Raw genomic sequence first — 12,955 nt, 5'->3', positions numbered from 1 at the left:
CTCCCCGCAAGCTTGAGCGATTCCGGGCAAGCCCGCGGTCGCCTGGGGAGGAGAGAAGCGAGTGCCCCCTCACTGCCATTGCCGCCGCGTCTCCTGCTTCCCGGCCAGCACCGGTCCGGGGCGCCGGCAGCCGCGCAGGTAGTCCAGCGCCTGCGGGATCATCACGTCGGCCCGGTGGCTCTCACGGGACAGCTCGACGCAGATCAGCTTGCCGAAGCCAATCTCCTCCAGCGCTTCCAGCACGCCGGGCACGTCCATGTCGCCCTCACCGAAGGGCAGGTGAACGTGGCTGCCGCGCGTCATGTCCTCGATCGCCACGGTGCCGATCCGGTCGGCGAATTCGCGCACCGCTGCTGCCGGCTCGCGCTCGCCCGTAACGAGGCAGTGGCCGGTATCGAGGGCGAGCTTCAGCCCCGGCACATCAAGGGCCGCATAGTCGTCCAGCGTCTCGATCAGCATGCCGGGCTCCGGCTCCAGGCAGGGCACGACCCCGGATTCGGTGGCGAAGGTCACGACCTCGTGCAGCCCCTCTTCCAGCCAGCGACGGGCCTCGTCGTGATCGACGCCGGGCTTCGGCACGCCGGCCCAGAACGAGACCGCCTCGGCGGAGAGCATCGCGCCGATCTCGACGGCCCGCTTGAGGAAACCGACCCGGCGGGCGCGGCCAGCGGCATCGGCCGTCACCAGCGTCGGCTCGTGCTTGGCGTTGGGATCGAGCAGGAACCGGGCGCCGGTCTCGATGACGCAGGTCAGCTCCAGCCTCTCCAGCAGGCTCGCCACCCGGCCGGCTTCGGCCGCCCAGGTCTCGGCGAACGGGTCGAGGTGGTGGATGTCCAGCGTGAGGGCCACACCGTCGTAGCCCGCCGCCTTGATCAGATGGAGCGCGTCGTCGAGGCGGTGGTTGGCCGCGCCGTTGGTATTGTAGGCGAACCGGAGCGTCATGCCGCCCTCCCCTGCCGCTGGGCGAGGCGGAACGGCGCGTGATGCGATTCCGGCTCGCGGTACAGCGGATAGTGCCGCCCGACGATCGTCTCCGCCAGGGCCGTGTCGAACAGCGGCTGGCCGCCGAACCGCTCCAGGGCCTCCGGCGTGAGACGCACCGGCCGCAGGGTCTCGCTCTCGGTGCCGAAGCGGATCAGCGGGTGATCGCGGTCGAGGAGCTTTTGTGTGTTGCGCTCGCCGATCCGGTAGTAGCTCATGGTCTCGACCTCGAGCCCCGGCACGATCGCCTTGACCACGCCGACCCGGCCGCCCGGCGGCGTGCAATCGACGTAGAGCACGTCGAACCCGGCCTCGATGAGCCGGTCGCAGGCGATCCTGCCCCGTGCATGGCCATCCGGGGCCGGGGTGGAGGGCAGCTCCGAGAACCGCTTGGTGCTCCGCTGCGAGTAGACGGTGTCGGCGAGGACGCCGCGCAGGTCGGCCGCGGGCATCTCGATCCATTCGAGCATCGCCTGCAGGGCGCGGCTCTCCTCCAGGTCCAGGCTGGGGAGCGCCTTCTGGATGAACGCATCGACGTAGCCGGGCGGCGTTACCGTGGCGGCCATGTCGAGGGGGCCGTGCCCGAAGGTCTTGCGCACCCGCGCCGCCTGGAACTCCAGCAGCGCCTTGCGGAGCGCCCGCTCCCGGTCCGGATCGCAGGCCTCGCCGCAGGCCGAGAGGGCGATCGGCGCCGGGGTGCGCGCCGGATCCTCGTCGTAGCCGACGACGTAGAGGTTGGTCAGCCCGAACTGGTCGGTGGCGAATTTCGGCAGGGCCCGGATTCCCAGCTCCTTCAGCCCGGCCAGCATCGCGGCGTTCTCCAGGCCGATGCCGTCGAGGTCGAGCATCACGCCCTGGTCCAGCGCTCGGAACAGCAGGCCGTTGCCGTCCCGCTGGAGCAGCTCCAGCACGCCGTGGCCCAGGGCGAAGGGCACGTCGGGCCCGGCGCCGAGACCGTTGGTAATCAGGTTGGTGAAGGGTTTGTAGCCCTCCGACAGCTCGAAATAGTCGGTGGCGGCGACGTCGAGCGGCATCAGCACGATCTCGCCGGTGGCGTGCCGGACGCTCGGCGTCCATTCCAGCACCGTGTCGCGACCGACCGGGGAGCCGGCCGGCAGGCACAGGGTCAGGGGGTCGGCGACGGATTTCGCGCCGTAGACGCGCACGAGGTCGGCGTAGCTCGCCCGCTCCTTGGCCCGCGGCAGCACCGCGAGCGACGGCATCAGGTTCTCGGCGATCTCCGCCACGGCACCGATCAGCGCCTCATCGTCAGTAGCGCCGTAGCCGATGCCCGACGGCATCGCGCCGACGAAGTACGGGTCGTCGAGGAACAGGGCCACGAACCAGACCGGGATGCCGGTGCGATCGAGGGGCGCCAGCGGGAAGCCGACGATGCGGCCCTCGGGCAGAACGTCGAGATAGGCCTTGACCGGGTCGGGCAGGGTCTCGGGCAGCCCCTCGATCAACCGCTTGGCGCCGAAGCGATAGGGGCGCGGTGCCTTGATCCGCTCGTGGCGGGCGCGGTCGTCCTGGTCGTGGAAGGCGTCTGCGTTGCTCACGTCGTGTTCCCGTCTGCCTCGAAACGCCTGCCCACCTTCGTCCGACACACCACCTCATTCTGAGGTGCCCGCTGGCGCGGGCACCTCAGAATGAGGGTGCGGCTTGGACTGAATCGGTTGCTGCTCGACGTTTGCTCATCCTGTCCTGCAGTCGCTAGCCCTGCCCGTAGGCGCGGGCGACGAGCCGCATCGTGTGAAGGTCTCGGGACGCCGAGTACGCCGCCCGCTCCTCGGGCCGGCGCAGGGCCGAGCCGAAGGCGCGCACCTGCGCGGTGAAGGGCGAGCTGTCGGCGTCGAAGGCGAGCGGTTCGGAGCGCCCGCTGGCGCCGTCGATGAAGGTCAGCGACCCGCCGGCCGTCTGGCCCATCGTGTTCTCGGCGATCAGCAAACCCTTCGTGCCGACCACCTCCAGGCGGCGGCGGGGCAACGCGTCGGGGTAATTGTAGGCGACGTGCAGGCTCACCAGGGCCCCGCCCGCGGTCTGCCCGATCAGCAGGGCGCCGTCGTCGACCGCGTAATCCTGGGCCTTGGTCTGGGTCAGGGCCGCGATGGTGGTGATCGGCTCGCCGAGCAGGAAGTCCACGAGGTCGAGCCCGTGCGGGGCGAGGTCCATCAGGGCGCCGCCCCCGGCCTGGGCGGCGTCGATCCGCCAGTTCGGCTGGCCGGCCTCCGACCAATCGCGCCCGAGCCAGCAGGCATAGACGATCCGCACCGCCGTCACGGTGCCGAGCCGCCCGGTTTCGATCTGCGCGCGGATCGCCCGGTGGGCCGGATGGTGCCGCTGGTCGAAGGCCGTCCCGTAGAAGATTTTTTGCGACTCGACGGCCTCGGTAATGGCCTCGGCGTCCTTGAGCGTCGCCGCCATGGGCTTCTCGCACAGGATGGCCTTGCCGGCCGCCGCCAGCGCTTCGACGGCGGCCCGGTGGAGATGGTTCGGCGTCGCCACGTAGACCGCCTCGACCTCGGGCTCGGCGATCAGGCCGGCGAGATCGGCGTGCCCGCCGGCGCCGGCCCGCTCGGCGGCCGCGCGGCTCTCCGGATTGGGATCGCAGACTGCAATCAGCCGGTGCCCGGCGGCACGGATGCCCGGCTCCATATAGTCACGGGCGACCCAGCCGTAACCGACGATGCCCCAGCCGACGACATCCATCACCACCGCTCCGGCAGGTCGACGAATTCGCGCACGCGGACGCGCTGGATCTCCGCCGCGTCGAGGCTTTCCGCGAAGGTCAGGGTTTCTGGGCCAGGCGAGCGCAGCGGATAGGTGGCGCGGGGGGCGTATTCCGCCTCGTAGCGCTCCGAAGGCCAGCGGATGACGTAGCGGGCTGCAGGCTCCGCACCCGTCCCTCCCCCCTCTGCGTCCACCGGCGCATAGAGCGGGTTGAGCCGCAGGACCGTCCCGGGCTTCGGCAGGGTCAGGCCATCGACCAGAGCGCGCGGCGCCGGGCGCATGCCGGGACCGCACACCACCGAGAACGCCTCGCAGCGCTGCAAGGCGGTGGGCTCCTGCGGCGCCGGCGCCCGGACCTCGACAAGCGCCCGGGTCAGCTCCGCGTCGTCGTAGACCAGGGCATCCGGAAACAGCTCGGCGATGTCCTCGGCGGACACCGCCCGGCCGGCCGAGAAGCCCGGGCAGTCGCGGTTGTGGATGTGGCTCAGCGCCAGCCAGCCGTCATCGCCCGCGTTCTGGCGCAGACAGTCGAGAAGTGCCGCCTTGTCGTCGAGGAAGTAGAAGGCGTCGTTGCAGACGACCAGATCGACCGGTGCGCCCGGAATCGGCCAATGGGCTGAGCCAGCGTCGAAGCAGACGAGCTGCGCCTTCTCGGCCACGACCCAGTGGCGCGCGACCCAGAGCTTGGCGAAGACGACGTCGGCGCCGGCGACCTTGCAACCGCGCCGCTGCAGCTCGCGCAAGTAGTGACCGATCCCGCAGGCGAACTCGAAGACGCAGATCGGCTCGTTCCAGTGCGCCTCCAGCAGCGACAGGCCGGCCAGAAAGGTCGGGTCGCTCCAGCGGTGCAGGAAATAGTCGCCGACGCGGCCCCAGCCGAGGAGCTCGACCGCGTCGCGCAGGGTCGCCTCACGGCGCGTCTTGATGAGCCGGATGATCCCGGCGGCATCGGCGGGCGGGCCGTTCCACCAATCATCCTGATCGACCAGAAGGGCGGCCAGCGCCTCGTCGGGCTCGCCGGCGTCGAGATGGGCGAGCACCCGCTCGATCAGCGCCTCGCGGTTGATCCGCAGATACGGGATGCCGTCGATCACAGGCCATCGCGCGCCGGTCTCCGCGTCGCGCAGGGCGTGCGGGCCGTCGGCCTTCAGCGGGTTGCCGGTATCCGGCGATGTGAGTTCGAACGGGATCATGGCTCTCGGCACCGCCCGGGCAGATGGGCGGATGGATCCGGCGATCAAGGGATGCGCATGTCGGCGAGGACACGGTCGTGGAAGCCCTTCACCGGGCCGGCATGGACCAGCTCCCACTCGTCGAGCACCATCCCCATCGTGGTCGAGGCCCCGCGCAGGTGCTGGGCGATCTGCAGGACCCGGTCGATGCAATCCGCCGCGTGGAAGGCGCGCCCCTCCGCGGTGGCGTCGTCCGGCAGGACCGCGCGGGCGCGCTCGACCTGACCCCGCAGGGGCTCGGCGAGTTCGGAGAGCGCCCAGGCGGTGGTGGTGGCCATGATCGGGCCGAGATGGTCGCCGAGCAGCATCTCGCCGGTGAAGCCGGCATCCGGCATCGCGGCGTTGTGGAAGTGGTGGGCCATCGCGGCCAGGAACACGGTGCCGGGATCGGCCCGGTAGAACGGGCTGAGGCAGACACCGTAGACCGCCACGATCAGGCAATGCTCGGCGTGGTTCTCCGGCGGCTCGAGCAGGATGCGGGCGCGGCCGGGACAGGTGACGCCCGCCCGCGGCTGCTGCGCCAGGGCCCCGACGAAGCCCGGCAGCGGCCCGGGCTGGCCCGCCGGACGCGGCGCGAGCCGGGCGCGCAGGCGAGCGCGGAGTTCCCGATCGAGGTCTAGGGTCACGGCGTCGAAGCCCGCCACCAGCACCGCCGAGGCGGCCTCGTCCGAGAGTCCCGCCGCAATGAGGAAGGCCGCGTCGAGGTCGCAGAGGCGCGTTGCAGCGAGCGTGGTGGCGGTGATGTCGAGGGCGACGTCGTCGGGCGCGGCGCCGCCGGTCAGCAGCCCCCAGCCCTGCGCGAACAGCCGCTCGGCGATCGACCCCTGGCGGCCGGCCGAGCGGACGCGCTTGAGATCGTTCATCTCAATCAGGAGGTCGCGCAAAGCCTCGGGCGCGGAAGCTCCGGATTGGGACGGGGGATTCTCGCTAGGCATCGTCTCTTTCGACCGGATGAGGCTCTGACGCCCTCACAGGCGCCTCGGACGGACTCAGCCCTCGTCCAGCGGGACGCGGGTTCCCTCCCCCGTACGAGAGAGGGACAGGGTGAGGGATCAGATCTGTCCGGATGGGCGCGCCGTGACCGTACGTCAATGGCGCGCCCGATCCCGAGCGCTCTCGTCCCCCCAACCCGCTCCCGCAGGCGAGAGGGGGCCGGTTCCGGCCCGTCATCGACGATGCGGCCGTACCGAGTTCATACCGTGCCCGTCGATGCGGGATGCCTCAGTGCACGCCCAGCCAGTCGTGGAGCATCTTCTCCTGCTTGCCAAAGGCGTGCTCCGGCCCGTGGCCGTTCTTGACCATCGGGGCCTTGAAGAAGGTCGAGAGCTGCTCCTGCACGCCGCCGTCGCCGCGCTTGTTCGCGAGGTCGAGGACGCGGGCGATCTCGATGACCAGCGGAGCGGCCAGGATGGAGTCCTTACAGAGGAAGTTCACCTTGATCTGCATCCGCTGGCCCATGAAGCCGGTGACGTCGATGTTGTCCCAGGCCTCCTTGTCGTCGCCGCGCGGGCGGTAATAGTGGATGTGCACGAGGTGGTCCTCGACCGGGTAGCCGAGGATCGAATCGAGCACCGTCCCCTTGGTGTTGAGCTTCGACTGCAGCGAGTTCGGGTCGTTCAGCGCGAGGCCGTCGCGGTTGCCGAGGATGTTGGTCGAGAACCAGCCGTCGACGTGCAGCGCGCGCGCCTTGAAGGCGGGCGCCAGCACCGTCTTCATCATGGTCTGGCCGGTCTTGCCGTCCTTGCCGGCCACCGGGACGTTCAGCTCCTTGGCGAGATCGAGGAGCGCCGGGACGTCCGCCGCCACGCTCGGGGTGAAATTGGCGTAGGGGATGCCGCTCTTGATCGCCGCGTAGGCGTAGAGCATGGCGGGCGAGATCGCCTCGTCGCTCGAATCCAGGCCCTTCTCGAAGGCGGCGGTCGAATTCAGGGTCGGGTCGTTCAGGTCGGGCCAGCGCTCGGTGGAGGCGAGGTTGACCACGACCACGTCGTCGAGGTTGCTCTCCTTCTGGAAGCGGCGAAGATCGTTGGCGATCACCGAGACCGCCTCGCGATGGTCCTTGGCGACGATGCGGTTCTGGCCGTCGATGTTCTTGCAGAACTTGGCGCTGCCCACCGCCGGCCAGGGGGTGATGCCCTTCAGGATCTGGGCACCGTTCTCGATATCGTCCTTCGAGAGCACGCCGTGGCCGCTCGCGGCGGCGCCGAGATCGTCACCGTTCAGGTCCCAGCCGCCGAAGACGAGATCCTTGTAATCGGCCAGGCCCGCCACGGAGAGGCCGGCGAGCGGCAGCCCGTCGAGACGGTTCGAGCCGGATTTGATCATCTCGATGCCGGCGATGGCGGTGGTGGCGACGGCGCCTCCCATGCCAACGAACGCGACACCGACGCGGCGACCGGACTGCATGCTCATTGGAAACTGATGTCCTTGTGGGGACGCGGGTGGCGTCTTGGGACGGAAAGTTCGGCCCCCCCGGGCGGTACCTAACTGGCTCGGACGTGCGGCGTTCCAAGCCGAATGCGACAACTTTGCGCCTCCAATCCTCAGAGCGCGGCGCGATCGCGGCGTTACGGCGGCCTTAAAAAGCAGGGTTAACCCTTCGTTGACCGTGCCACGCTTGGATCACGGAGCCGTCCCATTCTGGTCACGGCCGGCGTCGATACGGCCGCCGCTTCCAAGGACCCGGACGCCAGACGCCGGGCCGACAAAGGAAATTCTGAAGAGGACCAGTAATGGGGGTTTTCCCGGAGCCGGCGCGTTGCGCCGACGACGTGAGCCGACTCGCGCCGATCGTGAGCCAAAGTGAGGATGAAACCGTGGCGTGGCTGCCGCGGGCCGGACGCGGAACAGAGCGCCGGTCACTTCGCCGCAGAGGCCAAAACGGGATCCGCCGGCTCTCTGGAACGCTGGCCCTGGGCCTCATCGCCGGGTTCGGCCTGCCGCAAGCGGCCTTCGCACCGGCCTATTTCGCGCCCGCCGCGCAGGCTCACGACCGGGTGGATACCAGCCCGCGGGCCGCGCAGACGCTCGCCAGCTCTACGAGGGAAGCCGCGCCGATCGAGGCCGCCTCTTCCGAAGCCTATGCCGCCTGGAGCGGCCTGCCCGTTCCGGAGCAGGAGCCTGCCACCACGGCGCTGATCCAGGACAACCTCGCCGCCCTGCCGCGCGTGACCCAGGAGCAGGGCGAAGCCGCCGTCCAGTTCGGCGCGCGCAGCGTGCCGGGCAAGGTGGTCGACACGATCGTGAAGGCCTCCGACGAGGCCGGGGTCGATCCCGTCTACATGATGGCGCTGGCCGACAAAGAATCGAGCTTCGATACCGACGCGAAGGCCGCGACCTCGTCGGCGCAGGGCCTGTTTCAGTTCGTCGCCCGCACCTGGCTGGAGATGATCCGCACTTACGGCGCCCGCTACGGGCTCGCCGAGGAAGCCGCCGCCGTGAAGGGCCGCGGCTCCGCGATCACCGTGACGGCCGGCATGCGCAATCGGGTTCTCGGCCTGCGCAACGATCCGCGTGTGGCGGCGCTGATGGCGGCCGAACTCATCAAGCGCGACCGCGAGCGGATCGAGGCGCGGGTCGGCCGGGCCCTGTCCACCACCGAACTCTACCTCGCGCATTTCCTCGGCACGGCCAGCGCCGGACGTTTCCTGTCGCTCTCCTCTGAGAAGCCCGACGAAGTCGCAGGGCGGGAGTTCCGCAGCGCGGCGCGGGCCAATCGCAGCCTGTTCACCGAGAAGACCGGCGGCAAGCGACGCAGCCTGACCGTGGCCGAACTGCACGGGCGGATCGAGGACATGATCGACCGGCGCCTGACGCGCTACAAGGGCGTTGCGGCGGTGGCCGAGGCCCTGGACAAGGGGCCGGCTCAGACCGAAATCGCCGCCGAAGAGGCGGGCCAGGCTGCGGGTAGCCGCCGCGTGCAGGTCACCGAGGCGCTGCCGCCGGACGGGGTTTGAGGACCGGGTCTTCGTCCTGGCGCGAGCGGGTACCGTGAGGGAGGCATCGCAGGCATCACCCTGCCATCCCTCTGGGTTGCGGGCTCGCCTTCGGCGCCCCGGATTGACGGCGCGGATCGACGGGGGCCGAGGTATGGCCCTTTTCGTCAATGCCCTCCGGCCGGAGCCCCGCCGCCGAGCTTGACGCTCTTCAGGCTCAGCGCCAGCGGCACTGCGCAGGCGGCAACCATGCCCAGCACCCAGAACACGTCGATATAGGCCCAGTAGGCGACTTCCGTGCTCAGCACGCTGCCGATCCAGGCCGTCGCCTGTTTCTGGGCCTCGACGCCGACATAGCCGTGCTCGGAAAAGTACTGCGTCGCCTGCCGCATCGTCTCTTGGTAGGCGGGCTCGGCCGGGTTGATGTTCTCCACCAGCCGGCTCTGATGGAACTGGCTGCGATAGGCGAGAATGTTCTGGGCGAGCGCGACGCCCATCGAACCGCCGACGTTGCGGGCGACGTTGATCAGGGCCGAGGCCTGATCGGTCTGGTCCTTGCGGATGCCCTCGTAGGAGGCTGAGGTGATCGACAGGAACACCATCGGCAGGCCGATGCCGATCCAGACGCGCGACCACGCGAAGAACGCGAAGGTCGTCGTGCCGTTGAGCCGCGTCAGGTCGTACATCCCGAGCGCCACGATGGTCATGCCGGCGGCGATCAGCCATTTCGGCTGCACATGGGCCGAGACCCGGCCGGTGAGGAACATCATCACCACCGTGACGATGCCGCCCGGACCGAGGACGAGACCCGACAGGGTGGCGGTGTAGCCGTAATATTCCTGCGTGATCTGCGGGATGAACTGCGTGGTCGAGATCAGGATCGCGCCGGTGAACATCATCACCAGGAAGCACGAGCCGAACTGGCGATTGCCCAGCAGGCTCAGGTCCACGACCGGGTTCTTCCTGTTCAGGAGCCACGGGATCATGGCCACGAACGAGACCACCATCAGAACGCCGGACAGGTTCATCAGCGTCGAGGTGCCGAACCAGTCCTTCCGCTGGCCCTCGTCGAGGATCACCTCCAGGGAGCCGAGGAACAGGGCGACCAGAACGAAGCCGACGATGTCGAAGCGGATGCCCTTGCGCACCAGAGCGCGACGCTCCTTCTTGGCCGCCTTGCTGTCCTCGATCAGCCAGTACATCAGCCCCAGCGCGATCACGCCCACGGGGCCGTTGATCAGGAAGCACCAGTGCCAGGAGGCGTTGTCGGAGAGCCAGCCGCCGAGCGTCGGCCCGATCACCGGCGCCACGACGATGGCGACGCCGTAGAGCGCGAAAGCCTGGCCACGCTTCGCCGGCGGGAAGGAATCGGCCAGGATCGACTGGGCGAGCGGCGCCATGCCGCCGCCGCCGAGCCCCTGAAGCACGCGGAAAAACAGGAGCGATTCCAGGCTCCAGGCGAAGCCGCACAGGAGCGACGAGACAGTGAACAACGCCACCGACCACATGAAGAACGCCTTGCGGCCGTAGCGCTTGGCCAGGAAGCTCGAGGCCGTGAGCGTGATCGCGTTGGCCACGAGGTAGCTCGTCACCACCCAAGCTGCCTCGTCGGGCCCGACCGCGAGGCCGCCCGAGATGTAGCGGAGCGCCACGTTGGCGATGGTGGTGTCGAGCACCTCCATGAAGGTCGCCAGCGCCACCACGCCGGCGATCAGCCAGGGATTGTGGCCGCCTGGCGCCTTGCCCGAAGAAGGCTTGTCCGAAGAAGGCTTGTCCGAAGAAGGCTTGTCCGAAGAAGGCTTGCCCGAAGAAGGCTTGCCCGAAGAAGGCTTGCCCGAGGAACTGTTACCGGCGTTCGGCTTCCGCCCGGGTGCAGCCGACCCGCCCTTGGGGGCCATCGCGCTCACCGGACCGTGATGGTCGGGACGATCGACATGCCCGGGCCGATCGCGACGTCCGTCGGCCAGTCGTTGACGACGATCTTCACCGGGATGCGCTGCGTCACCTTCACGTAATTGCCGGTGGCGTTCTGCGCCGGCAGAAGGCTGAAGGCGGTGCCGGAGCCCGGCTGCACCGAGGCCAGCGTACCGTGGATCTTGCGGCCCGGGTAGGCGTCGATCGCGATGTCGACCGGCTGGCCCGGACGCATGTCGGTGATCTGCGTCTCCTTGTAATTCGCTGTCACCCAGATGTCGTCCGGCACGAAGGTCGCGAGAGTCTGGCCGGCCTGGGCCAGCTGGCCGATGCCGCCGGTTAACCGGACGAGGCGGCCGGACTGCACGGAACGGACCGTGGTGTAGCCGAGATTCAGCTCGGCCTGCTCGACCTGCGCCGTGTCGCGGGCGAGCTGCGCCTGCGTCGAGGCCTTCTGCGCCTGGAGCGAGCCGATCTGCTTCTGCGCGGCGACCACGCTGGCATTGGCGCTCTGCAGCGCGGCCTGCCGCTGCTGGAGCGTCGAGGTCGCCGATTGCGATTGCTGGATCGAGCCCGAGCCGCGCTCGGCGAGGTCCTTGTAGCGGGCCGCATCCTCCTGGGCGAATTTCAGGGCCGCCTCGGCGGTGGCGACCTGCGCTTTCGACACGTCGATGTTGGCGTATTGCGCCTGGATCTGGGCATCGATGTTCTTGATCGCCGCATCGTCGGCCGCGACCTGGGCTTTCGCCTGCTCCAGGGCGATCTGGTAGTCGCGCTGGTAGATCTGGAAGAGCACCTGCCCGGCCTCGACGTGCTGATTGTCGGTGACCGGAACGTCGACGAGGTAGCCGCCGACCTTGGGCTGGATCGAGATGCTGCGCGCGTCCACGAAGGCGTCGTCTGTGCTCTCGTACGGGTGCATGTACAGGAGCCAGTAGAAGAACACGCCGACGCACAGAGCGGCCACCGCGAGCGCACCCAGCAGGAACGCGAACGGATGGCGGCGCAGGATGTTGGGCCGCCGCTCCTCGCCCTCCTCCTCATCCGCACTCTCGTCGTTCTCCGCCTCCGGCGCGTCCTGATCCGCCTCCTGATCCTCGCTCTCCGACCCGGGCTTGCGCGCCGTCTCGCGCGCGTGGGCTGGCCGACCGAGATCCAGGACATCGCGATCGACGACATCGCGATCGACCGCATCGGCCCGGCCATCGCCCGGCCGCACGCGCGCCTCCGCCTCGGAGGCCTGCCGCTGATCGTCAAACATGGGAAATCGTCGCCCGGTGGGCCGGCCCCTGACGGTGGCCGGACAGTGCATATCGCCCGCCTCGCACTGCAAAAGCCGAGCGCTGGCCCAAGGTTCCATGATGCGGTCGCCGGCCCCAGGAACGCTTGCCGCACTGCGGCGTTCTGCGCCCGGAACCTCTGCCGCTAACGGCAATACGCTCTGGAGTTCCGCCATGACCAGCAGTCCGACACCCAATTCCGGCCCGACGGCCACGTCGCCATCCGGCGTCCCGCTCGTCGGAGCCGCGCGCCTCGATGCCATGAGCGCGGCGCTCGCCCGCAACTGGTGGCTCGTCGCCCTGCGCGGTGTCGTCGCGATCCTGTTCGGCGCCGTGGCCTTCATCGCGCCCGGCGCCTTCGTGCTGTCGCTGGTGCTGTTCTTCGCCGCCTACATGTTCGCCGACGGCGTCTTCGCCATCGTCGGCGCGGTTCGGGCGGCGCAGCGCCACGAGCGCTGGGGCTTCCTGCTGCTGGAAGGCCTCGTCGACATCATCGTGGGTGTCGCGGCGGTGCTGGTCCCGGCGGCCGCCGTCTGGGCCTTCGTGCTGCTGCTCGCCGTCTGGGCCCTGGTGACCGGCGGCCTGATGATTGCCGCCGCCTTCCGGCTGCACCTCCATTACGGCCGCTGGTGGCTCGTCCTCGGCGGCGTCGTGTCGATCCTGTTCGGGATCGCGCTGATCCTCGAGCCGGGCATGTCGGCCCTGGTGCTGACGTGGTGGATCGGCGCCTACACCTTCGCCTTCGGCGTGCTCCTGCTGATCTTGGCCTTCCAGCTTCGGAGCCGGCACGGGGCGAACGGGCCGTCCATCACCCCGACCGGGCGCTGATCCGGGCCGGATCCGTGGCGCGATCCACACGGCCGCGTCAGGATCGACCTCCGGG

11 protein-coding genes are annotated in these 12,955 nt (G+C 69.4%); 3 read left to right on the top strand and 8 right to left on the bottom strand.

All coding sequences use genetic code 11. The features are described 5' to 3' along the window. Positions 1–69: 69 nt before the first annotated feature. The 6 genes from JOE48_RS19445 to JOE48_RS19420 form a co-directional block, all read right to left on the bottom strand. On the bottom strand, positions 70–942 hold the full coding sequence (locus JOE48_RS19445) for a sugar phosphate isomerase/epimerase (protein WP_210032247.1): 873 nt from the start codon (positions 940–942) through the stop codon (positions 70–72). Continuing rightward, a complete protein-coding gene (locus JOE48_RS19440; protein WP_210032245.1) occupies positions 939–2,540 on the bottom strand; it encodes a YcaO-like family protein in 1,602 nt (533 codons plus the stop codon). The genes JOE48_RS19445 and JOE48_RS19440 overlap by 4 nt, the downstream gene beginning before the upstream one ends. A gap of 154 nt (positions 2,541–2,694) precedes the next feature. Further along, positions 2,695–3,690, bottom strand: coding sequence for a Gfo/Idh/MocA family protein (locus JOE48_RS19435; RefSeq protein ID WP_210032243.1), 996 nt, complete (start codon positions 3,688–3,690; stop codon positions 2,695–2,697). After that, a complete protein-coding gene (locus tag JOE48_RS19430; protein WP_210032241.1) occupies positions 3,690–4,904 on the bottom strand; it encodes a class I SAM-dependent methyltransferase in 1,215 nt (404 codons plus the stop codon). Before JOE48_RS19430 ends, JOE48_RS19435 begins: the two co-directional genes overlap by 1 nt. A 44-nt stretch (positions 4,905–4,948) precedes the next feature. Continuing rightward, positions 4,949–5,878, bottom strand: a complete 930-nt coding sequence (locus tag JOE48_RS19425; protein ID WP_210032239.1) for a hypothetical protein — start codon at positions 5,876–5,878, stop codon at positions 4,949–4,951. Between the two features lie 286 nt (positions 5,879–6,164). Then, positions 6,165–7,355 carry an inositol-3-phosphate synthase gene (locus tag JOE48_RS19420; RefSeq protein WP_210032238.1) on the bottom strand — a complete coding sequence of 397 codons (1,191 nt, stop codon included), beginning with the start codon at positions 7,353–7,355 and terminating at the stop codon, positions 6,165–6,167. A gap of 320 nt (positions 7,356–7,675) precedes the next feature. Between JOE48_RS19420 and JOE48_RS19415 the strand changes: the two genes are divergently transcribed. Beyond that, positions 7,676–8,899 carry a transglycosylase SLT domain-containing protein gene (locus tag JOE48_RS19415; RefSeq protein WP_210032237.1) on the top strand — a complete coding sequence of 408 codons (1,224 nt, stop codon included), beginning with the start codon at positions 7,676–7,678 and terminating at the stop codon, positions 8,897–8,899. Between the two features lie 146 nt (positions 8,900–9,045). Here JOE48_RS19415 and JOE48_RS19410 read toward each other — a convergent pair whose 3' ends face one another. Continuing rightward, positions 9,046–10,560 carry a DHA2 family efflux MFS transporter permease subunit gene (locus JOE48_RS19410; protein WP_245253403.1) on the bottom strand — a complete coding sequence of 505 codons (1,515 nt, stop codon included), beginning with the start codon at positions 10,558–10,560 and terminating at the stop codon, positions 9,046–9,048. Between JOE48_RS19410 and JOE48_RS30400 the strand changes: the two genes are divergently transcribed. After that, positions 10,559–10,795: a hypothetical protein gene (locus JOE48_RS30400; RefSeq protein ID WP_245252881.1), complete on the top strand. Its 237-nt coding sequence runs from the start codon at positions 10,559–10,561 to the stop codon at positions 10,793–10,795. The two genes, JOE48_RS19410 and JOE48_RS30400, sit on opposite strands and share 2 nt — an antisense overlap. On the opposite strand, the gene JOE48_RS19405 is transcribed toward JOE48_RS30400, so the two are convergent. Next, complete coding sequence (locus tag JOE48_RS19405) at positions 10,782–12,053, bottom strand: HlyD family secretion protein (protein WP_210032235.1); 1,272 nt, start codon at positions 12,051–12,053, stop codon at positions 10,782–10,784. The two genes, JOE48_RS30400 and JOE48_RS19405, sit on opposite strands and share 14 nt — an antisense overlap. Positions 12,054–12,246: 193 nt before the next feature. On the opposite strand from JOE48_RS19405, the gene JOE48_RS19400 reads away from it, so the two are divergent. After that, on the top strand, positions 12,247–12,900 hold the full coding sequence (locus JOE48_RS19400) for an HdeD family acid-resistance protein (RefSeq protein WP_210032234.1): 654 nt from the start codon (positions 12,247–12,249) through the stop codon (positions 12,898–12,900). Positions 12,901–12,955 lie beyond the last annotated feature (55 nt).

It is taken from the genome of Methylobacterium sp. PvR107, assembly GCF_017833295.1.
GTDB lineage: Bacteria > Pseudomonadota > Alphaproteobacteria > Rhizobiales > Beijerinckiaceae > Methylobacterium.
The sequence above is the reverse complement of the archived record's forward strand: the minus strand, read 5'-3'. Positions and strand labels throughout refer to the sequence as shown.

Coding starts and splice junctions, on each gene's coding strand:
- JOE48_RS19445 (WP_210032247.1), bottom strand. CDS start 942: ATGACGCTCCGGTTCGCCTACAATACCAACGGCGCGGCCAACCACCGC.
- JOE48_RS19435 (WP_210032243.1), bottom strand. CDS start 3,690: ATGGATGTCGTCGGCTGGGGCATCGTCGGTTACGGCTGGGTCGCCCGT.
- JOE48_RS19430 (WP_210032241.1), bottom strand. CDS start 4,904: ATGATCCCGTTCGAACTCACATCGCCGGATACCGGCAACCCGCTGAAG.
- JOE48_RS19425 (WP_210032239.1), bottom strand. CDS start 5,878: ATGCCTAGCGAGAATCCCCCGTCCCAATCCGGAGCTTCCGCGCCCGAG.
- JOE48_RS19420 (WP_210032238.1), bottom strand. CDS start 7,355: ATGAGCATGCAGTCCGGTCGCCGCGTCGGTGTCGCGTTCGTTGGCATG.
- JOE48_RS19415 (WP_210032237.1), top strand. CDS start 7,676: ATGGGGGTTTTCCCGGAGCCGGCGCGTTGCGCCGACGACGTGAGCCGA.
- JOE48_RS30400 (WP_245252881.1), top strand. CDS start 10,559: ATGAAGGTCGCCAGCGCCACCACGCCGGCGATCAGCCAGGGATTGTGG.
- JOE48_RS19410 (WP_245253403.1), bottom strand. CDS start 10,560: ATGGAGGTGCTCGACACCACCATCGCCAACGTGGCGCTCCGCTACATC.
- JOE48_RS19405 (WP_210032235.1), bottom strand. CDS start 12,053: ATGTTTGACGATCAGCGGCAGGCCTCCGAGGCGGAGGCGCGCGTGCGG.
- JOE48_RS19400 (WP_210032234.1), top strand. CDS start 12,247: ATGACCAGCAGTCCGACACCCAATTCCGGCCCGACGGCCACGTCGCCA.